This is a genomic window from Dyella sp. RRB7, assembly GCF_022761115.1.
GTDB lineage: Bacteria > Pseudomonadota > Gammaproteobacteria > Xanthomonadales > Rhodanobacteraceae > Dyella.
The window spans coordinates 134,556-158,059 of the sequence record NZ_JAKWJS010000004.1; the positions used below are offsets into that span (position 1 = coordinate 134,556).

The window sequence follows — 23,504 nt, forward strand, 5'->3', positions numbered from 1 at the left end:
CACGTTAGGTATATTTATTCTTATAAATCATGTAGTTGATGTAAATGCATAGGCCGTGCCAAGTTTCGAAACGACAGGGTACAGTTAACCCCAATCGAACATACGACCCGCAACCCTTTGCTAAGTTCACGTCTCCATCACGGCCAGCGGCTCCGCCGACGGCTTAAACCATGAACTGCAAAGGGAATTGTCCCAGATGCCAACAAAGCGATTGATTGCTGCTGCTGCGCTTGCTGGTGCACTGCTCGTATCCCTTCCGCTCTTCGCTGAACCCCTCGCCGGCAACGCCAATGTGCCGGCTCCCGTGAATGTCTCTTCCAGCCTGATGGGGCAGATGGCGGTGTTCGCACCGGCTGCCGCGCTGGCACAGGCCGCGATTCCCACCCAGCCGGGCGCCAATGCGCCGGCGGCCAAGGCGGCCGCTTCGGGCTGGGGCACGGAAGACGACGATCTCGATGCCGACGGCATGCCCAACGCGGGCGTGGCCGCGGTTACCGCGCTGGCCAATGACACCTCCGCGCTGCGCAAGACGCTTATCGGCCTGGCCATGCAACTGCGTGATATCCGTTATGTGCGCGGCGGCCACGATCCCTCCACCGGTTTCGATTGCAGCGGCTTTGTCCGCTACGTGTTCGCCCATGCCGTGGGCCTGGAGCTGCCGACCAATTCGGCCTCGCAGTTCCTGGCCGGCCTGAAGGTCGATCGTGGCGACATGCAGCCGGGCGACCTGGTGTTCTTCCGCACCGCTGGCCGTCGTGGCCAGGGTCGCATCTCGCACGTGGGCATCTACATCGCCAACGGCCAGTTCATTCATTCGCCCTCGCGCGGCAAGACGGTGCGCGTGGACAGCCTGGACGAGTCGTACTGGGCGCAGCGTTTCGCCGGCGCCAAGCGCCCGGGCGGACTCGCCCGCAGCTGACCACCGGCTTGCTTCGTCAGTCGAAGGCCGCCCATTGGGCGGCCTTTTTTTATGCGCTGAAGAAGCTCAGTCGCCGAGTTCGCGCAGCTCGTCTGATTCGACGATGCGCAGGCCGCTTCCTGGCGTGCAGGCGAGCCGCCACATGGCGCGCGCCACCGTGGCGGCCTCGATGCCTCGCCAGCGCCCTGGGAGAACGCGCGAAAGGGGCGCGGCCAGCACTTCGCCCAGTCGAAACTCACGACGGGCACCAAGCAGCAGTGAGGGGCGCACGATAGTCAGGCGTGGCCAGCCCTGCTTTTGCAGTGCCACTTCCAGCTCACCCTTGGTGCGGTTGTAGAACACCCGCGACGATGTATCCGCGCCCAGGGCGCTGATCGCCACATAGTGGTTGGCGCCCAGCGCAAGCGCGTGACGTCCCAGCGACAGTGGCAGGTCGTAGTCGATCATGCGGAAGGCTTCGCGTGATCCGGCCTGGCGGATGGTGGTGCCCAGGCAGCAGAACACCGCTTCGACCGGGCCATGCAGCTGGGAGGCCAGATGGCTGACCACGCCCACCGGATTCTCCAGCTTGGGATGCGCTGGCAGTGCGTGTCGCGTGGGCGCGATGACGTGCGCGACGCCAGCATCGTTGAGCAGCAGCGCAAGCAGCTCCTGGCCGGTCAGGCCGGTGGCACCCGCGAGCAGTACATGGCGTGGCGTGTCGCTCATGGGATCATTCTACGCGGGTGGTGCAGGTGCGCGTGGTGCCTACAGTCCCTGCATGCTTACCGGGCGCTGGTAGTCGCTGCCGGGCTTCCATTGCGGGAAGTGCTCCTCCATCGACAACCGGCTGCCGACCATGAACAGCGCGCGGGTGTCTTCCACGGCGCCGCTGAGATTCCAGCGCGGATCGAAGCGGTCGTCCTTCGGCGGCAGATCGCCGCCGGTGGGTGCTGCATCCGGTCGGGTGGCGGCGGAGCGCGCATACAGCACCGGCACGCCGGCGCGGGCGAAGCTCAACTGGTCCGAGCGGAAGAAGAAGCCTTGCTCCGGCTGAAGATCGGGCAGCACGTCGCGGCGCTGCGCACGGGCCGCCGCGGCGAGGTAGTCGTCCAGTTGCGATTGCCCGAAGCCGATGACCGACAGGGCACTGGCCGGGCCATCCACCGGCAGCATGTCCAGGTTGATGTCGGCCACGGTGTGGGACAGCGGCACCACCGGATGCGCCACGTAGTAGCGCGAGCCGAGCAGTCCGGATTCGTCCAGCGTAGTGGCGATGAACAGCAGCGATCGATGTGGCTTGGGAGCGCGATGCGCGAAGGCTTCGGCGATCTCCAGCAAGCCGGCCACGCCGGTCGCGTTGTCGACAGTGCCTTGTCGCGCATCGCTGGCGCCGGCGACGTGGTCCCAGTGCGCCGAATAGACGATGGCCTGGTCGGCATGCGTGGTGCCGTTGAGACGTGCGACCACGTTGTGGGATTCGCCGTGGCTGATCGTGCTGTCGATGGTGACGCTCAACGTCGCCTGCAGCGGCACGGCGGTGAAGCCACGCTGCGCGGCTTGCCGTTTCAGCGTATCGAAATCAGCGCCCGCGCGGGCGAACAGTTGGCGCGCGGCGTCGGTGGTGAGCCACCCGGCCACGGCCAACCGCGGCGTGCCTTCCTCGCCCTTGGGAAGATCCAGGCGGGCGGTGCTCCAGCTGCGTTGCACCACGCTCCATGGATAACCGGCGGCATCCGTATCGTGCACGATGAAGGCGGCGGTGGCGCCCTGGCGCGCCGCCTCCTCGAACTTGTAGGTCCAGCGGCCGAAATAGGTATATTCGCGCCCCTTGAACAGCTTCGGGTCCTGGTTCGCCCAGCCGGGATCGTTGACCAGCACGATCACCGTCTTGCCCTTCAGGTCGGTACCGGTGTAGTCGTTCCACTGCTCGCCCGGCGCATCGATGCCATAGCCGACGAAGACCACCGGCGAGGCGGCGAGCGCGGCGTGTGCCTGCTCGTCGAGCGTGCCCACCACCATGTCCTTGCCGAAGTCGAGTGTCGACCGCCCATCGCTGGCGTCGATGCTGAGTTGCGTCTGCTCGGCATGCTGCAGGGTCGCTGCCACATAGGGCACGGACTGCAACCAGCTGCCGTTGTTGCCGGGTGCCAACCCCATGCGGGTGAATTGCTGGATCAGGTAATCGGTGGTGCGCTGTTCGGCTTCGCCGGTGGTGGTGCGGCCAAGCAAGGCATCGGAAGAGAGCGCTTTCACGTGCTGGGTCATGTCGTCGATGACGATGCCCGGAGAGAAATCGTTATACGCCGGCAGCGCGCCGACCCCAGCGCTGCTATCGGTACCGGTATTGGTCTGATGATGCTGGCAAGCGCAGAGCGCGAAGCTCAACACGACGATCGACCACAGCTGGCGCATAGCCCTTCCACAACGACATGGAGCACGGAATATTGTTGTCGATGTTGCCAGCAAACGCGTCGAAAGGGCATGCCTGCCGAGGCGTCGCGTACCGCAGGAAATTACCGGCAGACCAGAGCTTGTCCTCGACGCCAAGGGCTGCCGGGCGTCCGCGTGGATCGGCTTGGGGGCGGCGCAAACATGGCGGCGCCGGGCCGGTGCAGCTACGCTTGGGCGGATTGCCTTATGGAATGGCCCCGACATGCCGTTTGATCTCCCTACTGTCACCCGCAATCTGTTGATCGCCAACGTGCTGGTGTTCCTGTTGCAGCAGGTGATGGGTGAAACCCTGCTGATGCACTTTGCCCTGTGGCCGTGGGGGCCCGATCAGATCGCCCAAAGCAGCGAAGGCCTGGTATCGGTGGGCTTTCGCCCCTGGCAGCTGGTGACCTACGCCTTCATGCACGGCGGCACGCTGCACCTGTTCTCCAACATGCTCGCCTTGTTCATGTTTGGCGGGCAGATCGAGCGCGTGTTCGGCCCACGCAATTTCACCGTGTACTACTTCGTCTGCCTGGTGATGGCGGCGCTGGCCCAGCTGGTGGTGGTGAAGTGGTTTACCGGCGGGTTCTATCCGACGCTGGGCGCCTCGGGCGCCATCTTCGGCATCCTGCTGGCGTTCGGCATGCTGTTCCCGCACGAGAAGATGATGCTGATCTTCCTGCCCATTCCCATCTCGGCCTGGCTGTTCGTCACGCTCTACGCGCTGTTCGAGCTGGTGCTGGGCGTGACCGGCACGCAGGCCGGCATTGCGCATTTCGCCCACCTGGGCGGCATGCTGGGCGGCTTTATCCTTATCCAGTACTGGCGGGGCAAATTGCCCATCAAGCCGCAGCGCCGCCTCTGGCGCTGAGCGTACGTTCGCAATCACTCGGCAGTTTCCATGACGCAGCATCTCCAGCGCCGGCTCACGCCGCGCCATATCACTTTCATGGCGCTTGGCATGGCCATTGGCGCGGGCCTGTTCCTCGGCTCGGCCGATGCGATCAAGCTGGCAGGGCCTTCGGTGCTGTTCGCTTACCTGTTTGGCGGCGTGATGATCTTCATCATCATGCGTGCGCTGGGCGAGATGACCGTGCGCGATCCGGTGGCCGGCTCGTTCAGCGTGTATGCGCGGCGTTATCTGGGACCGTTCGCCGGTTTCGTCACCGGCTGGAACTATTGGCTGCTGATGGTCGGCGTGGGCATGGCCGAAGCCACCGCCGTGGGCGCCTATATGCACGAGTGGTTTCCCGACTGGCCGCGCTGGATATGGGTGCTGGGCAGCGTGCTGATGATCGGCGGGTTGAACCTGCTCACCGTGAAGATCTACGGCGAGATGGAATTCTGGTTCACCCTGATCAAGGTGCTGACGGTGCTGGCGATGATCGCCGGCGGCCTGTGCATCATCTTCCTGGGCTGGGGCAATGGCGGCCAGCCGACCGGCCTGTCCAACCTGTGGTCGCACGGCGGCTGGTTCCCGCATGGGCTCACCGGCATGGTGCTGGCGCTGCCGGTGGTGGTGTTTTCGTTCGGCGGCGTGGAAACCGTGGGTATCGCCGCGGGCGAGGCGGAGCAGCCCGAGCGCACCATTCCGCGGGCGGTGAATTCGGTGCTGTGGCGCATCCTGATCTTCTACGTGGGCGCGCTGTTCGTGATCATGGCGATCTATCCCTGGACCGGCCTGGGCGAGCACGGCAGTCCGTTCGTGACCACGTTCGCCAAGCTGGGTATTCCGCAGGCGGCGGGGCTGATCAATTTCGTGGTGATCACGGCGGCGTTGTCCGGTTTCAACAGCACCACCTTCAGTGGCAGCCGCATGTTATATAGCCTGGCCAGCAAGGGGCAGGCGCCGGCGGTGCTGGCGAAGGTGAACACGCATGGCGTGCCGATGCGCGCGATCCTGATCACGCTGATGGTGCTGCTGCTGGCGGTACTGCTGAACTACCTGCTGCCGGCCAAGGTGTTCGGCATCATGATGTCCATCCTGTCGTTCAACACCGTATGGACCTGGTCCATGGTGCTGCTGGCGCACTACAGCTTCCGCCGGCAGCTGCGCCAGCGAGGCGAGGCCCCGGCGGCGTTCCGGCTGCGCTGCTGGCCGTTCACCGGCGTGCTGTGCCTGGCTTTCCTGGGCTTCGTGGTGGTGATGCTGGGGGTGAGCCCGGATACGCGCGTGGCGCTTTACGTGGGCGCGGCGTGGATTGCACTGCTGAGCGTGACCTACAAGGTGTTTGGTGTGCGCCAGCGCATCGTGATGCAGGATGCGTTACCGGCCGCCGCCTGAGTGCGAGGCAATCTCCCTGTAGGAGCGCACCCTGTGCGCGACCCCGCTCGCCTTGCGTCTTGATAGAGTCGCAAAAGTTGCTGGTTGCGCACAGAGTGCGTTCCTACCCATGGCTGGCAGAATCAGCGCAGCGCCAGGAAATCCGCGCTGACCACGAAGCGCACCGCATCCAGGCGCAGGCGCGATGCCGGCAATGCCTTGAGCAACGCCGTGCGTTCATCGGCAACGGCGCCGATTTCGGTTTCGCTGATGGCCGGATTCACCGCGCGCAAGGCCAGCAGGCGCGACAGTTCCGCATCCAGTGTCTCCGTCGCCTGCGCCAGCGCCCCGTCGATGCTCGCCTGCGCGCGTTCGCTGGCCAGCGACTCGGCCTTCTCCAGCATCGGCGGCACCAGCTTGTTGAGGAACTTGCGGTAGCGCGGCACTTCGATGCTGCGGTCCGCCGCCTTGCGCAGGGCGATATCGCTGGGACGGAAGTCGGGACGTTCGGTGAGCCGGGTATCGATGGTGACGACGATCGGTTGCATCGGCAGGAAGCGCTCCGCATCGAGCTTGCGGTCGGCTACGCATTCGAGCACGAACACCGCCTGCAGCAGCGCGCTGCGCGGCGGCAGGACGTCATCGACCAGGAAGGCGGCATTGCCCTGCTCGCTGGTGAGCGCGAGGTCGAGCGCGCCCAGCACGATCGGATGATCCAGCCGCAGCAGCGGCAGCTCTTCGCGGGCCAGCGCCACCTCGCGGGCAAAGGTGACGGCCTGCGGACCTTCGGTGAAGCCGGGCAGGGCGTCGGTGGACAGATACTGCGGGTCGAGCAGCAGCACCTGGCCACCCAGTTCCTCGGCATGGATGCCGAAGCGCTCCAGCAGGCCCTGGATGAAGGCGTCGCGGCCCGGGTCATGTTCTTCGCGGGTGAAGGCCTGCTGCAATTCGTCCGCATGCAGGTCGCGGCTGGCGGCGAGTTCCAGCAGGTGATCGCGGCCATCGCGGATGAGCGCGGCCATTTCCTCGTGGCCGGCGCGCGTTTCGGCCAGCAGCACGTCCAGTTCCTGGTCGCGGTTGTCGTCGCCGCGCGCGTGCTGGTCGGCCAGCCGCGCGATCGAATCGCCGAAGCGGCGCAGCAGTTCGCGGCCATCGGCAGGGCTGGAGCGGAATGCGTCCACGCCCTCGTCGTACCAGCGGGCCAGCATGTGCTGCGCGCTGTCGGCAACAGCGAGGATATGGATGCTGATGTCGTGCTTCTGGCCGATGCGGTCCAGGCGACCGATGCGCTGTTCCAGCAGGTCCGGATCGAGCGGCAGGTCCCACAGCACCAGGCGATGGGCGAACTGGAAGTTGCGGCCTTCCGAGCCGATCTCCGAGCACAGCAGCAGGCGCGCGCCATCGGGCTGCGCGAAGTAGGCCGCGTTGCGGTCGCGCTGCACGATGCCTAGGCCTTCGTGGAAGCGCGCGATGCCGACGCCACTCTTCGTGCGCAGGGCCTCTTCCAACGCCAGCACCTTGGCCTGGCTGCGGCAGATCAACAGGAACTTGTCCTGCGGATGGGCTTCGAGCAGGCTGACCAGCGCGTCGATGCGCCGGTCGGCGCTGTAGTCGATCTCCATGGCCGGCGACGGCTGCTGGATGTCCGCATGGAACTCGGCCAGCAGGCTCTGGCGCCCGGCGTCACTGAGCGTATCGGCGTCGAGCAGGTGCCACACCGGCAGGCGCTTGGGAAACCCGCCTATGCTGGCGCGGCGATTGCGGAACATGGCGCGGCCGGTGCCGTGACGGTCGATCAGCGCGGCGAGGATGTCGCGCGCATGCTCCGGCTTGGTGGTGTCGGCCAGCGGGGCCTGCAGGGCTTCATCACCGGCGAACGCGTCGCGCAAGGTATTGCGCTGGACGTCGTCGAGCGGTTCGCCGGCGAGCAGGCGATCAGCGATCTTCGACAGGTTCTGGAACGTGTCGGATTCGGACAGATAGACGTCCAAATCGTGATAACGCTGCGGATCGAGCAGGCGCAGGCGCGCGAAGTGGCCGCTGCGGCCCAGTTGCTCGGGCGTGGCCGTGAGCAGGATCACGCCTGGCGTGGCGGCGGCGAGCTGTTCCACCAGCGTGTAGCGCGGGCTGGCGGCCTCGGGGCTCCAGGCCAGGTGATGGGCTTCGTCCACCACCAGCAAGTCCCACGAGGCTTCCAGCAACTGCTGGGCGCGCTTGGGCGATTGCTCGAGAAAACCGAAGTCGGCGATGACCAGTTGCTCATCCTCGAACGGATTGCTGCCGTCGCCGGATTGCTCCAGCGCTTCGCAGCGTTCTTCGTCGTAGATGGCAAAGCTGAGGTTGAAGCGGCGCAGCAGCTCCACGAACCACTGGTAGACCAGGGTGTCCGGCAATAGCACCAGCACGCGGCCGGCGCGGCCGGTGGCCAGCTGGCGGGCAATGATCATGCCTGCCTCGATGGTCTTGCCCAGGCCCACTTCATCGGCCAGCAGCACGCGGGGCGGCCGGCGTGCGGAAGCAATGCCGGCCACGCGCAGCTGGTGCGGCACCAGGCCAATGCGCGCGGCACCCAGGCCCCAGGCAGGCGAGCGGCGCGCATCGGCGCGGCGCTTGAGGCCTTCCAGGCGCAGCTCGAAGTGCGCGACGGGGTCGGTACGGCCGCCGATCAGGCGGTCATCGGCCTGGCTGACGCTTTGCTCGTCATCGAGCTGGCCTTCCTCCAGCTCGCGGCCCTCGCCACGGTAAACCAGCAGCTCCTCGCGAACCTCCACGCGCTCGACCAAGAAGGCGATGCCCTTGCCAGCCACGCGCTGGCCCGGCCGGAACTCTGCGCGCACCAGCGGCGCCGAGTCGATGGCGTAGGGCCGCAATACCCCCGCCTTGGCAAACAGCACCTGCACCCCCCGTCCTTCGACGCGCAGCACAGTGCCGAGGCCGAGCTCAGGCTCGGCGGTGGAGATCCATCGTTGACCGGGTACGAACATGAGGGGCTACAGCTGGGTACAGAGAGCGCGATTATCCGCTGTGTGGCCGGCATTGACCATGCCTTAACGAAAATGGGCTCCTCGCCGCCGGGGAGCCCACGTGTCGAAGTGCGCTGCGTGACCACTGCAGCTTCATGGATACATCACCAGCAATTGGTATCCGTATTACCCGTGTTGCCCTGGATGCCCAGGTCGGTGAGGGTGTAGGTGCCACATGTATCCTGATTTTGGCCACCCAGCGCCTGGGGCGTGGCGGTCACCAGAAAACTCGCATTCGCGCCGGTCACCTGTGAGTTGGGGTCGGGCAGCGTGATGGTGACGTTGTAGTAGTCCTGGTTGCTACTCGGTGCCGGAATCGAGCCGCCGACCAGGCCGGAATAGCCCAATTTGTCCAGCGTCGTGTAGCTGTTGTTGGTGGAGTAGTACGCTTCCTCGCGCCGTGCCACATCGAGCAATGTGGTCTTGGCGGCAGTGCGTCGCGATCGCCGAACGTATGACTGATAGGTCGGCAAGGCAATGGCCGCGAGGATGGCCATGATGGCCACCACGATCAGTGCTTCGATCAGCGTGAAGCCGCCGGGTTTGCCGCTGAACAGGCGTCGTTTGCCGGAGGGCGATTGGCGTAGACGCAACGCGCCTTTTGCCACTTGGAGAGCCGCAGTCCCAGACTGGGGCGTATGACAGGTCGACATGGTTGCTGGCCTATTCATTAGTGGATCTGGAGCCAGGTAAGGCGTTTGGTATAGAGCGTGCCGGGCGGATGGATCTCGTTGACTACGCCAGCACCGTTCACCGTCTGGCTCACCAGGTAGTACTGGTTGTTGTAGGTCACCACGGAAGGCGAACCCGTGCCATTGAGTGCCACGCCGCTGACTGGCTGGCCATTCACGTTGACGAAGCTACCCGCGCTGTCGGCAAAGAAGGAAGTGAGGAAGGCGCCGCCAGTGGCGGGATTCAGTGCCATTGTCCAGCCCTGTGCGCTGGTGCTGGTGCACGTCAGTGGTGAGCTGTTGGAAGGCACGACGGTATTCACAATGAAGGCGCCATCCGTCTCGAGCGGACTATAGATGACCTGCTCTGTCTGGTTGGCGCCGCCCACGCCGGACACGCCATTGAAGCCTGGAAGGTTCAGGTACCACCCAAGCATCGTGCCGGCCGCCGTCGTGGTGGTGCCATTGGAGCTGGTCGTCGCGCAGGTCATGCCAACAAAGCAGACGGCATTGTTGCTGACCGTGCGCGCACCCTGGCCGATACCGGACTGGGCAGCGCTATACGTGCCAGTCACCGTCTGCTGCTGCAGTTGGGACAGCGTGATCTGCGAGGTGGGGGCGCCAGTGGATCCGATTAAGCCGCCGAACTGTGCGTTTACCTTGCCCGTTTGTCCCATGTACCAGTCCCATATGCCATAAAGGGCCTGCTGTCCGGGGGCATACTGGACCGCTGCGGAGGATGACTGTGGCACCGTGGATCCCGTACCGAACTCGATCATGATTCGGGGCTGACCGGTCGAGGTGGGAGACACGGCCAGCACCGTCAGCTGCGTGGTGATTGGCTGGTTGGTAACCGTCGTCGTCTTGTTGCCACTGGTCGTCGAGCCATCAGGCGTAGTGGGCTGGCTGGCAACCGTCACCGGAGCGCTGGTCACTGTGCTGGTCGGCGAACCGGAGCTTGGCGTCGTAGTCACTGTTTTGGTGGTTGGTGTCGTGAACAGCGGCGTAGGCGCCGTCTGTCCATAAGTGGAGACAATCCAGTTCGAGGGGTTGGAGTCGGTCAGTTCGAAGCGCCAAACATTGCCGTAGGCGTCACCCGCATAGACGTAGTCGGTGATGTGGTCGCCATCAAGGTCCACCGGTGTCACGTAAGCAATGCCGTCGGGGTTGGATGCCGTGCCGCTCACACCGGTATCGAGGAAGTAGACCTTATCCAGCGTGCCAGTGCCGCTGATGGTCATGATGTAGATGCCAGCGTGGCCCGTGCTGCTGCTGAGGCCATTGCCGAAGATGATGCCCCATTCGCCATTGTGCAGTCGACGGATCTGCGGCGTACCCCAGGTCTGTCCAAGGTTATTGCCACAATTGGTGACATTGGCACAGGTCAGCGTGGTGCTGTTCCACTCGCCGAGGATCACGCTGGTATTGGTGCTGCTGAACTGGGTCGGATCGGTGATATCCATCGCGAAGATCGCGCTACCACCGGCCCCAAGTCCGCTGACCAGCCAGGTGTGCCAGCTATTGTTGTAGAAAAGGTCGCCGGTGCCGGGCGTGGCATCCGTAAAGTAGTTGTGCGCGTAGCTGTAATAGCTGAAATCGGTGTTTGTGCTGGCATTGGCGGCGTTGTGCATGCTCTCCATCACCGTGGCCGGCATATAAGCGATGACTTCGGCACCGTCATTGTACGTATTGACGTAGTTGCCGTTGTCATCATACGAGCCAGCCTCAAAGCCATGCATGAAGCCATCGTTCGATCCGTCATAGACCACGTTGAGGCGTGTGGCATTGTTGCTGGCGAAAGTCGGATAGGTGACGGCGTTCGTGGCGTTTTCGCTCATTGATGCAGTCGGGTACAACAGGTCCTTCCATACTGCCGGATAAGGCGCGCTTGGGGGGCCAACCCAGGTCGGACTGGAGTCGATGATGTCGCCTAGCACGCTGGTGCGATCGCGGAAGATCTGGGTGCCGGTGGCCTGGCCGGTGGCAACGGGAATCTCGTTGCTGCGATCGCCCATCAAGTAGGCGAGGCGGTTCTGACCCTGGCTATCACCGGCGTTGAGAGCACTCTTTTCAGTGGAGCTGAGATTGTCCCAGGCCATCTGTACGGCGGCGCCGGTGGCATCGTTCCAGGTGAGCAAGTTGCGTGTGGCCTGGGCCGTGTTCGTGCCGTTGGTCGCGCTGCACGCGCCTCCGGTGAGCACGCATGATGCATCCCAGTTGATGTTTGGGCTGATCGAAAGCGTGTTGCCGTTGACAACTAGGTTCTGCGACGTGAGTTCGCCCCACCAGCCATTGGTGTGGTAGGAAGCCAAGTAAACTTGAGTGGTGGTTTTCCACTCGCCTGCCTGTTGCACATTGAGGCCGGCTGAACTGGCCGACTGGTCGGCCGGTGTCACTTCGAAGCAAGTGATCTCATGCACGTTGTTGCTGCCGCCGGTGGATCCGCCAAAGCCGAAATACAGGCTCGTCGGTACGCTCGCGTTCGAATTAGTGATAGGTGTCGGCTGAAGTACTGTGGTGTAGTTGCCACCGTTGTAGCTGTATTTCAGGCTCAGGTTGCCATCGGACGTGATCTTTAGCTGGTACGTGATGGGTACTGCCTGTGATCGTGTTGAGGCGGTTTCCGAGGCGATAGGCTTGTTGTTGGGAAGAATGGCGAAAGCGCCAGGAATAGCCGCGTAATCCGCAAGGGTGGAGCTGTTCCTATAGCCCGTGTTGCTCGTCAGCTGAACGTAGTTATTGCCAGATTTGCCATAGCAGGTTCCGTCGCAGTTGGCCGAGTTGCCGTTGTATTGAGTGTACGAGTAATTGTAGTAATAACCGCTTTTGGTATAGAGCGTGCCCGTGTAGCTGGCGCCGGTGCTGGACACTGTGTAGTAAGTGTAGGGGTTGTAATAATACGTGCCACCATTGGCGCAGGTGGCCTTCACATCGTTATCCGTGGCTGATGCATTGATTGCGGTTAACGCCGCCTTGGTTATATTGCCGTAGCCACGCAGGCCGATGCGGCCGGGCTGATACTCAGGACCAGAGCCGGAGGCAATGCTGCCCGTGGTGCTGTTACCGTTGGTGCCGTTACCCTGGTCACCGGTGCCGGTGTTGTCGCCTGCATTCAGGAAGTTGCCAAATTCATCCATACCAAGGCCAAGATAGGCGTTGGCGAGGCCATCGTAGCCGGTACCGGTGGCAGTGTTGTTGTTGACGTTGGAGCAACTGTAGCCAAGGCTTCCGCCGAACGCGCCCACATGCCATGTGGACGATGGCTGACTCTTGGTGGCATCGATCAGGTAGAAGCCGATGCCATCCGCGCCGTCAGCGTTGTTGCCGCCTGAATTGCCGCCGTAGGTGTACGTAGTGAACGTGACCTCCAGGCCCTGGCTGGGCTGGTAGGCGGTGGTGTCGATGACCGCACCGGCTTCATTGTTGGCGGCGTCGGTGAGGCGCAGCGCGCCGTAGCCAGCGTTGTCAGTGATGGTCGTACAGGCTGGGATCTGCCCAACGCCGCTGCTGGAACTGCTGCCTGCTGTCAGGCACGCATTACCCAATGGCTGCCAAGGCAGCTGAGCCTGTCCACCAGTGAAGCTATCCTGGATGACGTTGCCCGATGTCGACGTCTGCGCTAATGCGGGAGATATCCCCGATGCGGCGATGGTAATGACCGCGCCAAGCAGCAGTACAAACCGGTTCGAAGTGGAATACCTGAGCTTCATCACAGCCCCCCTAGGTTATGGACGCCGGTGGATGTCTCAAACGTGCTTTGCACCACGGCCACGGCATTCTGATTGCCACCGTAGGCCAGCGCTGTGATCTGATAAAGCTGGCCCGTTGCATCCGGCGCAACACCGAGGAATTGAATGTAGAGCTGCGGGTACGCGTAGTACGTATTGGGCGCGCCTCCGCTGGTGCTGATGGTGAGCGCGGGCGACATGGTTGTGTACGGCAGTCCGTTGGATAGCGTCATCGGCGTGCTGGCCGTCGCAGGCAAGATGTTCACTGCGTTGGTGCAAATCGTCGGCGTCGTTAGCGGGGTCGTCGTAGCACAGCTATTGCCCTGCACGAATGAGGCGTTTCCGGCGAGCAGGTATTCACCGTATTGAAGCGTGCTCTGCGCGATCTGGAATGCGCGCGATTTCTCCTTGCTGTTCGCCGCCATGTTCTCCTGCGCGTTGAAGCTGTGGTACATGCTGACGGCCAGAAAGGTTAGCACCAGCAACATCACGAGACTGGCGATCAACACATAGCCGCGCTGCTGAGAATGAGGGGGGCATTGAATGGAATTCATGGGAGGGCTCGCTGGCTTCGTCATGTTGTGGGTGGCGAGGCTTATTGCTGTGTCTGGTTGATAGCGACGATGCGGTTGATGGGCAGTAGCTGTGGATTGAGCTGGGCCTGCTGTCCCGGTTGTCCGTACAGCGGGTTGTTGAAGGTGAGCTGGACGTTGACCGATACCACCTTGGTCCAGTCGCTGGTGGTCATGTTGTCGGCGGTGAGGTACTCCATTTGGGTCTGATCGCCGAGCGTGTCCACGCAATAGACGATTTCCATGTTGTAGATACCGTCACCGATAATCGGTTGCCAGGTCGTTCCGTTATCGGTGGAGCACTGCAGCTGACCACTTCTGACCTGATAGATGTTGGTAACGATCGTGCCCGTGGTTTCGGTTTGTCCCTGGCAGTCGAGGGTGGTGTTGTTGCTGTTTGTACTAGTGCTGTCGGCAATGAATCGCACGTACAGGGTGTCACCCGGCGGCGTGGTGGAGTGTGTTCCGTAAAGGAACTGCCCGGATGCAGCGGCAAAAACACCGGTGTTGGTAAACGAGGATGACGTATAGGGCGTTGCGGGTGGCGTGGCCGAGTAGTTCAGGTAGACAGGGTAATAGCCGCCGGTCTGGATGGTGTTGGCCATGGTAGTCAGCACCATGCGCTCGTCGTCTTGCAGTTTCGCCAGCTGGCCCTGTGCCCCGAACGTTTGGCGCGTCTGCAACCAGATTTGAAACAGGCCAGCGAGAAGGAACAAGCCGATCGTCAGTGCGACCAGCAAAGTGATCAGGCCTACACCGCGTTGATGATGGGTATGGGTTCGCATAGCAATCAAAACTGGTTGACCAGCGTGTAGGTGAGGTTGGTTGCCGTAGTCGGAACCGTGCTCTGCGTACCCTGGCTTATGGCCACGGCCGTCTTTGGCTGCCAGGTGATCTTGATGGTGCATTCGGAGGGCGAGGCGATTGCGCACGCTATATTCGCTGTCGCGCCTGGTACCTGCGCAGACAATTGGCTACCCCAGGCCTTCAGGTCGTAGGCAGCCAACTGGGCCGGCGAACATGCCACCGCGCCGCAATTGTAAGTTGATGCATAACCCGCGAGCGTGCTGTCGCTAATGACGGAACTGCTGACAGCGACATTGGCAACCGCGTTGGTATTCCAATAGGCCTGGTTGGCTTGCATGGCGTCAGCCATGCTGCGCGCCTCGATGGCAACCAGTGATTCCATCTGTGACGCATGTGTGTTCGTAATGGCGGAAGCCTGCATGGCTGCGATGCCGAGCAGGCCAACGGAAATCACGACTAGCGCCACGAGTACTTCCAGTAGGGTGAAGCCGCGGTTCGTGGATCGAGAGATCAGGATCATGGGCATACCCCTGAGGTTTGATCTGCGTTCAGCGTGGCGGTTCCGACCAGGGAAACCACCAAGCAGCGGCGCCAGCCCGCCGTGTTGCTGGCATCGTGGATGCTTATGGCTGCAAAATTCGAAGCATCGGCGATCGATGCCGCACCCATACGATTAAACGAGAGATAGGTGAGCGTGCCTGCAAAAGGGCCGGTCGCTTTCGAGCCGACGGTACCGGTCATGGTGTCACCCATTTGAAGAGCAGCATGCGCTCGCAGCAGGGTATCGCCGGACGAGGTGGCGAAGGTTTGGTTCTGTGCGATATCGGTGAACACGATCCAGCCCGTGCCCCAGCTGGCACTTCCGCTGCAGCCGGGCGTTGCAGCCGTAGGATTGCTCGAGGGACAGATCACGACAGGCACGCCCTGTTTGATGGCCGCCGACCGGCTTTGCTCAACGTCGTTGAGGAGATCATTGATCTCGCTGCTCATCCGGTTTTCGGCCAGCAGGCTTTTGTAGGCGGGAATGGCATAGGCGAGGATGATGGCGGCGATGACTACCACCACGGCCATTTCGATGAGCGTGTACCCGGCTGCCTGCCCGCGACGCTTACGCATCGTGTCCCCCGTAAGGCATCAATAAAGCCGTTATGTGTTTTCGCTGGACGACGTCCCGCGACCCCTTGGATTCCCCACGCATCACATCAAAGGTGCTGCCAGTGATGGATCGGCAGCAGTCTCTAAACTGACGAGCGCGTTATTATTTTGGGCAAGCGGGGCGAGTAATTGAATGGCCGTCCGTCGGAAAATTGGCGCCTTCCGTCAGCGACAAGTGATTGAGTTCAAAGAATGGCGTGCAAGTTTTTGCGCATCGACTCGTCTTTTCTTGCGTCGCGGTGTGTGCGGCCTGGTCGCCGGGCTTCAGCTCTCAGCCCACTGCCTCAGCAGGTTGTGATAAACCCCCGTCAGCTGCACCACCGCCTGCGCGTCGGCACCGGTGCGCGTAAGCGTCTGGATGGCTGTATCCAGTTCAAACAACATGCGCCGCCTGCTGTCATCGCGCACCAGGCTTTGCACCCAGAAGAACGCCGCGATGCGTGCGCCGCGCGTGACGGGCGTGACGCGATGCAGGCTGCTGGAGGGGTAGATGATGATGTCGCCGGCGGGCAGTTTGACTTCGTGCTCGCCGTAGGTGTCGCTGATGACCAGCTCGCCGCCGTCGTATTCCTCCGGCTCGGCGAGGAACAGCGTGCAGGAGATGTCGCTGCGCAGTTGTTCGCCGCTGGGTAGTGCCATCACCGCGCCGTCGACATGGAAGCCATATTGCCCGCCGCCTTCGTAGCGGTTGAAGCGCGGTGTCAGTGTGCGCAGCGGCAAGGTGGCGGCGTGGTAGAGCGGATGGCGGGCGAGGGCGTCGAGTACTTCACGGCCGAGTTGTTCGCGCAGTGGCGAAGCGTCCGGCAGCTGCAGGTTGCGCTTCACCTTGGCGCCCTGGGGGCCGACGGTTTCGCGGCCGTCCGTCCAGTTCGCCTGGTCCAGCGCCTGGCGAAAGCGGGCTACCTGTTCGCGGTCGAGGATGTTGGGGACGTGCAGCAGCATGGTGACCTCTGTGAAACAGGAAAGCCTTCCCCGTAAGGGGAAGGCTTCCGTGATCTGCCGGTGGCCTGTCGATCAGAACCGGATATTGGCCGTGATCATCGCCGAACGCGGAGCGCCAGGGGTGTAACGGTAGCCGCTCTTGTTGATGGCGGCGACATAGTCCTTGTCGAACAGGTTGTACAGGTTCAAGCGCAGGTCGAAGTGCTTGTTGATCGGGTAGGAGGCCATGGCGTCGACCACCCAGTAGGCCTGGGTATACGCCGGTGTGCCGATGGCGCTGTCGGTGCCGCGCTGCATTTCGCCGGAGTAGCGCGCGCCGCCGCCGATGGTGAGGCCGAACGGCAACAGGTAGCTGGTCCAGCTGGTGAAGGCCTTCTTCGGCGTATAGGCCAGGTCGGACGAACCGTCCTCGGCCACCGCGGTGCCGCTGACCACGCTGGCGTTCATGGTGGTGAAGCCGGCGGTCACCGACCAGTTGTCGGTGAGCTTGCCCACGGCGCTCAGTTCCACGCCTTGCACGCGCTTCTTGCCGATCTGGTAGTACAGCAGGGTGACCGGGTCTTGCACGAGGTCGTTGGTGACGGTGGTCTGGTACAGCGCGCCGGTGAGCAGCACGCGGCTGTCGAGCACTTCCCATTTGGTGCCCAGCTCGGTGGTGCGTGCGCGCTCCGGCTGCAGGTTCGGGTTGTCCAGGCTGTTGGCGGAGCTGCTCAGTGCCAGCGTGCTGCCGCCCGGCGGTTCGGCCGACACGGCGAAGTTGGCATAGATGGTGCCGTTGGGGGCCGGCTTGTACAGCACGCCGAGCTTCCAGTTGAACAGGTTGTCGCCCGTTTTCGCGTCGAGGCCCGGCACGATGCTGCCGGTAGGCAGGGGGCCGCACGCGGGGTTGCCCCTGGCGCCGCACTGCACGGTGCTGTAGTAGTCGGTGTCGTAGTGGTCCAGGCGGATGCCGGCGTTCACCTGCCAGCGTTCGGCGAATTTCAACGTGTCGAATACATACGCCGATGCGGTGTTGGTCTTGGCATTGCTGTAGGCGCCGGTCTGGCCATAGATCAGGCCGCTGACGTTTTCGTTCGGGTCGTACAGGCTGGCCGCCGGCCAGGCGCTGCCGTTGAGGGCCGCCAGGCCTACCGTGGTGGCCTTCTCCTGGGTCAGCTCGATGCCGGTGCTGAGGTTGTGGGTGACGGCGCCGGTGTCGAAATTCGCGGTGACGTTGGCCTGGTCCGTGATGATGCGGTTGTCCTGGTGCTTGAACGTCGGGTTGCTGCGCGCGATGGTCCAGGTGGACGGATCACTGGGGTTGGGCGTCAGCAGGTTGGCGGCGCTGCCCATGAACGAGGTGAGCAGATAATCCTCGGCGGTGCGGCCCCAGCGCAGCGTGTTGTGCAAGGCGACGTCGCTGGTGAAATCGTGTTCCACGCGGGCGGTGAACATGTCGGCGGTGACATGGTCGTGGTCGGCGGTGGTGCCGTAGAAATTGGACGAGTCGACTTCGGGCGCGCTGGCGAGGAAGGGGCGCGTCGGATCCGGGCTGCTGTAGCCGGGCAGGCCGATGGTCGGCACGCCGCCATCGGGCACGTTGTTTTGCTTCACGTGCAGGTAGTCGAGGTAAACGCGGGTGGCGGTACCCAGGCCGAACGCCAGGCTCGGGGCGACGCCCCAGCGGTTGTTTTCCACCTCGTCGCGGCCGGGCACGCCGCTGTCCTGGCCCATCACATTGAGTCGAAAGGCCGAGGTGTTGCTGATCGCCTGGTTCCAGTCGGCGGTCGTGCGGCGCTGGTCGGCGCTGCCGTAGGAGAACGAGGCGGTGACGCCGCTGCCCAGCTCCGGCTGCTTGCTGACCATGTTGATCGCGCCGGTCGGCGCGGTGCGGCCGTTGTCGGTGCTGGCAGGACCCTTGATCACTTCCACCTGCTCGGTGTTGAACACGTCGCGCGAAATGCTGCCCAGGTCGCGCACGCCGTCGACGAAGATGCTGCTGGAGGTATCGAAGCCGCGCATGTAGATGGCGTCACCGGTGGAGGTGGTGCCGTTCTCGCCGACGTAGAAGGTACCCACGCCGGGACTGTTGCGCAGCGCTTCGGTCAGCGTGGTGGCGCCCTGTTCCAGGAACAGGTCCTTGCTGATCACGTTGATGGTCTGCGTGGTATCGAGGATCGGCTGGGTGAATTTGGGCGAGGCGACCTTGTCGACCTTGTAATCGTTCACCGCTGTTGCCTCGACCTGCACGCCGGGCAGGTTCTTGGTATCCGTCGTGGTGGTGGTCGTGGTGCTATCCGGTGTCGTGTCCGCGGCCCGTACAGGCTGCGCCATCGCCAAGCCAGTCATCAGGGTGGCGGCGGTAGCTGCGCTCAGGGCAGTGCGGGTGACGGGATGCTTGCGACTCTTGATATGGGCCATGGAAAGCTCGTGGAAAAAGGGATGGAGCCGTCGGCGACCATCCGCTGACGGCCGGCATGACGAGCTGGCGATAGCGGGCTTCGTCCGGATGGGTTCGTGGGTGGTGCTTGGCGGCGCGCGGTGTGCTGCATGGCGGGTGCCGTGCAACGGTCGCGTGTGGGCGCCCCCTGACGCCGCCAATCATTTAGCAAATGTTATTTTTAATGAGAATGATTTGCAACACCTTTCCTGGGCATGGCCCGTGGCAGGGAGGGCGGGGCACGGCGGTTGAGGTAGCCTTGATCGCCTGGTGTCAGGGAGAACCGTGCGATGAGAATTCTGGTGATCGGCGCTGGCGCGACCGGCGGTTATTTTGGCGGGCGCCTGCTGGAAAGCGGCCAGGACGTGACCTTCCTGGTACGCGCGGGCCGCGCGGCACAACTGGCACAACACGGCCTGGTCATCCGCAGCAGCCTGGGCGATGCGGTTTTGCCAGCACCGCCCACCGTGCAGGCCGGCGAGGTGGGTGGGCCTTATGACCTGATCCTGCTCAGCTGCAAGGCGTATCACCTGTCGCAGGTGATGGAGGACATGGCGCCGGCGGTGGGGACGAACACGGCGATCGTGCCCTTGCTCAACGGCATGCGGCACCTGGATCTGCTCGACGCCCGTTTCGGCGCGCATCGTGTGCTGGGCGGCCAATGCGTGATCGCCGCCACGCTGGACGCGCAGGGTACGGTGCGGCATCTCAACCAGTCGCACGGCCTCACTTTCGGCGAGCGCGACGGATCGCGTTCACCGCGTGCAGAGACCATTTTCAACGCGATGTCGGGGGCCCGCTTCGAGCCGCGCCTGAGCACCACCATCCTGCAGGACATGTGGGACAAGTGGGTCTTCCTCGCCTCGCTGGCGGGCATCACTTGCCTGATGCGCGCACCGGTGGGCGATATCCTGGAAGCCCCTGGCGGGTTGCAGGCAACGCTGCGGCTGCTCGATGACTGCCGTGCGGTCGCCGCGCACAACGGTCACGAGCCGAGCGATTCGGTGCTCTCCCGCGCGTTGGGCGTGTTGACGGAAACCGGCTCGACACTGAGCGCATCGATGATGCGCGACCTTGAGCAGGGGGCTCCCATCGAGGCGGATCACGTGGTGGGTGATCTGCTGGCGCGATCGGGTGCTGCGCCGGATGAATTGGCCATGCTGCGCCTGGCCTATGCGCATTTGAAGGCGTATGAGGCGAGGCGCGCGCGTAGCGGTTGATCGCTCTGGCTTCCTCTTCCCTCCGGGCCTGATTGGCGTTGACTCTCGGCTGCGAATCCTTCGGGCACGTCGTCATCACCGCTTTCGCGGGGATGCCGGGTCATAGGGCGTTCGCAAAGCAGGTTCAAAGGGGAGGAGGCAACAGGCAAAAGAAAAGGCGCCGCGCTTGCGCGCGACGCCTTCTCAAGCAACCGCTGTGGCGGTCAGTGGCTTACCAGATCTTCACCTGCTTGTCGGTCGGGCGCACCATGGCGTCGCCCGGCTTGCACTGGTATGCCGAGGCAAACGCTTCCATGTTGGACGGCGCGCCGATCGCACGCAGCGAGGCCGGTGCATGCGGGTCGGTGTTGAGGCGCAGCAAGGCCTCCTTCTCACGCACGCTGCCGCGCCACACGCGGGCCCAGCTGAGGAAGAAGCGCTGGTCTTCGGAGTAGCCGTCGATCTTCTCGCCGGCTTCCTGCGGGTTCTTCTTCAACGCTTCCTGCAGCGCGTCGTAGGCCACGTTCAGGCCGCCCAGGTCGGCGATGTTCTCGCCCAGGGTCAGCTCGCCGTTGACGTGCGCATCCGGCTTGTCCTTGATCGGCGTGTAGTCGTTGAACTGCTGCACGAGCTTGGCGGTGCGGGCCTCGAACTTGGCCTTGTCGTCCTTGGTCCACCAGTTGACATTGTTGCCTTCGCCGTCGAACTGGCTGCCCTCGTCGTCGAAGCCATGGCTGGCTTCGTGGCCGATCACCGCACCGATGCCGCCGTAGTTGATCGCGTCGTCGCCGTTGGCATAGAAGAACGGCGGCTGCAGGATCGCGGCCGGGAAGTTGATGGTGTTGTCGGTCGGGTTGTAATAGGCGTTGACCGTCTGCGGGGTCATGCCCCACTCGAGGCGGTCGGTCGGCTTGCCGATCTTGGCCAGGTCGTACTGGTAGTTGAACTTGGCGGCGGCTTCCACGTTGCCGTAGTAGTCGCCCGGCTTGACGTCCAGGCCCGACCAGTCACGCCACTTGTCCGGGTAGCCGATCTTGGGCAGGAAGGTATCCCACTTGGCGATGGCCTTGGCCTTGGTCTCGTCGCTCATCCAGTCGAGGTTCTGGATGCGCGCCTTCAGCGCGTTGCGCACGTTGTCGACCAGTTCCTTGGCACGGTCCTTGGCTTCGGGCGTGAACACCTTGGCCACGTACAGCTGGCCCAGCGCTTCACCCATCGACTCGTTGACGCCGCCGAGCACGCGCTTCCAGCGCGGCTTCTGCTCCGGCTGGCCGGCGAGGGTCTTGCCGTAGAAGTCGAACTTGTTGTCCTGGAATGCCTTGCTGAGGAACGGCGAGGCGTCGTCGATGGTGTGGTAGCGCAGGTAGGCCTGCCACTGGTCGATCGGGCCGCTGGCCAGCAGCTTGTCGAACTCGGCGAAGAACTTCGGCTGCGACAGCGAGAAGCCCTTGTCGATGGTCACGCCCTGGGCCTTGAAGAAATCATCCCAGTTGAAGTGCGGGGTGACCTTGTCGGCGTCCTTGACGCTGACGAAGTGGTACTGGTTCTCCGGCTTGCGCAGCTCCACCGGGGCCAGCGAGGCCTTGGCCAGCTCGGTTTCGAACGCCAGCACCTGGCCGGCCTGCTTCTTCGCGTCGGCCTCGGACACGCCGGTCAGCTGCAGCGCCTGGGCGATGTGCGCGACGTAGGCGTCGCGGATTTCCTGGTACTTCGGATCGAGGTAGTAATCCTTGGTCGGCAGGCCCAGGCCGTTCTGGTAGACGTAGCCGATCTGCATCTTGGCGTCCTTGAAATCGGCGCCGGAGCCGAACTGGAACACCTGCATGTCGCCATCGGCGAAGCTCTTGGTGATGTAGTCGGCGACGTCCTTGCCGCTCTTGAGCGCGGCGATGGCGTCGAGCTTGGGCTTGATCGGGTCGAAGCCGGCCTTCTCAATGGCGGCGTCGTCCATGCCCGCGGCATACAGATAGCCGATCTTCTGCTCGATGGAGCCGGCCTTGGCGTTGGCGGCATCCTTGGCGGCGGCGTCGACGATCTCGTGCTGCGTGTTGAGGCTGTCGTCGGCCAGCTTGTCGAACGCGCCCCAGCGGCTGCGGTCGTTCGGGATCGGGTTGGCGGCGACCCACTTGGCGTTGACGAAGCCGTTGAAGTCCTGGCAGGCCTGGATGCCGTTGTCCAGCTCGCTGATGTCGAACACGCTCTTGGGCGCGGCCGGGGCGGCGGCGGTGGTGCTGGCAGCGGCCGGTGCGGTGCTGCTGGCGGCCGGGGCCTGTTCGGCCTGCTCATGCTTGCCACAGGCGCTGAGCGACAAGGCAAGGCTCACTGCGAGCGCAATGGGCTTCATATACGGCTTGGTCATGGATTTCCCTCTGTTGTGCTGCGCCCGCATGGGCGGCCGATGGTGAACGCGATCGCGAAGCCCCCGTGACCACGGGATCGCAAGAACGACTTTTCAGGCTATGCCGCAAGTCATGCCCGGGACAGTGTCAAAGGTCAGGGGCGCGGTGCAACCCCTGCCACCAGATCCAGCCAGGCGCGGGCGGCCGGAGAGAGGGTGGTGCCCTGGCGCCAGGCCAGCACCAATTTCCAGCGCAGGTCGCTGGCGGCCAGCGGCAACGCCACCAGGCCGCTGAGGGAGCGCTCCTTGATGGTCAGCCGCGGCAGCAGGGCGATGCCGGCGCCGGCCGCCACCAGCGCCAGGATGAAGTCGACCTGGGCGCTGCGCACGGTTTCCCTTGGCACCACGCCATGGCGGGCACAGGCTTCGCGGATCAGCCGGTTGAGCGCAAAGCCTTCCTCGAACAGGATCAGCGGCGTCTCGCGCAACCATGCCAGGCGGAAGCGCTTGGCCTGTGCGCGCGAATGTGTCCGCGGCAGCAGCGCGTACATCGGCTCGTTGCATACCGACTGATGGTCGAGTCCTTCGCCGACGGGCAGCAGGGTGGCGGCTACTTCCAGTTCACCTGCCAGCACCGCTTGTTCCAGCCGTCGGCTGCCCTGTTCCCGCAGGTGGATGTCGATATGCGGATGCTGCTGGCGATAGCGTGCCAGCAGGGGCGCGAACAGCACGCTGCTGCCCAGCTGCGGAAGGCCCAGCCGAAGTTCGCCACGCTTGAGGCCGCGCAGCGCGTCCAGTTCTTCGTGCAGGCGCGCCGATTCGGCCAGCATCGCCAGCGCATGGCGGTGCACCACCTCGCCCGCGGCAGTGAGGCGCACGCCACCCCGGCCGCGCTCCAGCAGGCGCGTACCCAGTTCGTCCTCAAGCTGGGCCATGGACTTGCTCAAGGTGGGCTGGCTGGCATGGGCATGCCCGGCCGCGCGGGCGAAGCCGCCGTGCCTCACCACCTCGACCAGATAGCGCAGGCTGCGCAAGTCCATGGGTATGCCTATT

Annotated in this window: 17 protein-coding genes; 4 read left to right on the forward strand and 13 right to left on the reverse strand. The window is 63.6% G+C overall.

All coding sequences use genetic code 11. From position 1 onward, the window contains the following. The first annotated feature begins 196 nt into the window (after positions 1-196). Positions 197-919: a C40 family peptidase gene (locus tag MJ606_RS11665; RefSeq protein WP_243049689.1), complete on the forward strand. Its 723-nt coding sequence runs from the start codon at positions 197-199 to the stop codon at positions 917-919. Between the two features lie 66 nt (positions 920-985). On the opposite strand, the gene MJ606_RS11670 is transcribed toward MJ606_RS11665, so the two are convergent. Continuing rightward, positions 986-1,627, reverse strand: a complete 642-nt coding sequence (locus tag MJ606_RS11670; protein ID WP_243049690.1) for an oxidoreductase — start codon at positions 1,625-1,627, stop codon at positions 986-988. Between the two features lie 39 nt (positions 1,628-1,666). Next, positions 1,667-3,313 (reverse strand): M28 family metallopeptidase, encoded by a 1,647-nt coding sequence (locus MJ606_RS11675; RefSeq protein ID WP_243049691.1) that lies wholly within the window; start codon positions 3,311-3,313, stop codon positions 1,667-1,669. Positions 3,314-3,554: 241 nt separating this feature from the next. Here MJ606_RS11675 and MJ606_RS11680 point away from each other — a divergent pair, with 241 nt between their 5' ends. Both MJ606_RS11680 and MJ606_RS11685 read left to right on the forward strand, forming a co-directional pair. Next, positions 3,555-4,205 (forward strand): rhomboid family intramembrane serine protease, encoded by a 651-nt coding sequence (locus tag MJ606_RS11680; protein WP_243049692.1) that lies wholly within the window; start codon positions 3,555-3,557, stop codon positions 4,203-4,205. Between the two features lie 30 nt (positions 4,206-4,235). Next, positions 4,236-5,618, forward strand: coding sequence for an amino acid permease (locus tag MJ606_RS11685; RefSeq protein WP_243049693.1), 1,383 nt, complete (start codon positions 4,236-4,238; stop codon positions 5,616-5,618). A 122-nt stretch (positions 5,619-5,740) separates the two neighbouring features. Here the strand turns inward: MJ606_RS11685 and rapA are convergent, their stop codons facing one another. The 9 genes from rapA to MJ606_RS11735 all read right to left on the reverse strand — a co-directional run bounded on the left by rapA (position 5,741) and on the right by MJ606_RS11735 (position 18,895). Further along, positions 5,741-8,581 (reverse strand): RNA polymerase-associated protein RapA, encoded by a 2,841-nt coding sequence (rapA, locus tag MJ606_RS11690; RefSeq protein WP_243049694.1) that lies wholly within the window; start codon positions 8,579-8,581, stop codon positions 5,741-5,743. A 143-nt stretch (positions 8,582-8,724) separates the two neighbouring features. After that, positions 8,725-9,213, reverse strand: a complete 489-nt coding sequence (locus MJ606_RS18320; RefSeq protein ID WP_279236811.1) for a type IV pilin protein — start codon at positions 9,211-9,213, stop codon at positions 8,725-8,727. Positions 9,214-9,290: 77 nt separating this feature from the next. Beyond that, the gene (locus MJ606_RS11705) at positions 9,291-13,001 is read right to left on the reverse strand and encodes a PilC/PilY family type IV pilus protein (RefSeq protein WP_243049695.1); all 3,711 of its coding nucleotides are present in this window, start codon (positions 12,999-13,001) and stop codon (positions 9,291-9,293) included. Beyond that, the gene (locus tag MJ606_RS11710) at positions 13,001-13,573 is read right to left on the reverse strand and encodes a PilX N-terminal domain-containing pilus assembly protein (protein WP_243049696.1); all 573 of its coding nucleotides are present in this window, start codon (positions 13,571-13,573) and stop codon (positions 13,001-13,003) included. The genes MJ606_RS11705 and MJ606_RS11710 overlap by 1 nt, the downstream gene beginning before the upstream one ends. Before the next feature lie 41 nt (positions 13,574-13,614). Further along, positions 13,615-14,376, reverse strand: coding sequence for a PilW family protein (locus MJ606_RS11715; protein ID WP_243049697.1), 762 nt, complete (start codon positions 14,374-14,376; stop codon positions 13,615-13,617). A gap of 5 nt (positions 14,377-14,381) precedes the next feature. Next, positions 14,382-14,918, reverse strand: coding sequence for a type IV pilus modification protein PilV (gene pilV, locus MJ606_RS11720; protein WP_243049698.1), 537 nt, complete (start codon positions 14,916-14,918; stop codon positions 14,382-14,384). After that, positions 14,915-15,514, reverse strand: coding sequence for a GspH/FimT family protein (locus tag MJ606_RS11725; protein WP_243049699.1), 600 nt, complete (start codon positions 15,512-15,514; stop codon positions 14,915-14,917). The genes pilV and MJ606_RS11725 overlap by 4 nt, the downstream gene beginning before the upstream one ends. Positions 15,515-15,817: 303 nt before the next feature. Beyond that, positions 15,818-16,495 carry a Fe2+-dependent dioxygenase gene (locus MJ606_RS11730; RefSeq protein WP_243049700.1) on the reverse strand — a complete coding sequence of 226 codons (678 nt, stop codon included), beginning with the start codon at positions 16,493-16,495 and terminating at the stop codon, positions 15,818-15,820. Positions 16,496-16,567: 72 nt separating this feature from the next. Beyond that, a complete protein-coding gene (locus MJ606_RS11735; protein ID WP_243049701.1) occupies positions 16,568-18,895 on the reverse strand; it encodes a catecholate siderophore receptor Fiu in 2,328 nt (775 codons plus the stop codon). Between the two features lie 309 nt (positions 18,896-19,204). Between MJ606_RS11735 and panE the strand changes: the two genes are divergently transcribed. Beyond that, positions 19,205-20,134, forward strand: a complete 930-nt coding sequence (gene panE / locus MJ606_RS11740; RefSeq protein ID WP_243049702.1) for a 2-dehydropantoate 2-reductase — start codon at positions 19,205-19,207, stop codon at positions 20,132-20,134. 211 nt (positions 20,135-20,345) lie between these two features. Here panE and MJ606_RS11745 read toward each other — a convergent pair whose 3' ends face one another. Together MJ606_RS11745 and MJ606_RS11750 are read right to left on the reverse strand one after the other, a co-directional pair. Further along, positions 20,346-22,472, reverse strand: coding sequence for a M13 family metallopeptidase (locus MJ606_RS11745; protein ID WP_243049703.1), 2,127 nt, complete (start codon positions 22,470-22,472; stop codon positions 20,346-20,348). A 134-nt stretch (positions 22,473-22,606) separates the two neighbouring features. Continuing rightward, on the reverse strand, positions 22,607-23,491 hold the full coding sequence (locus tag MJ606_RS11750; RefSeq protein ID WP_243049704.1) for a LysR family transcriptional regulator: 885 nt from the start codon (positions 23,489-23,491) through the stop codon (positions 22,607-22,609). Between the last annotated feature and the right edge of the window lie 13 nt (positions 23,492-23,504).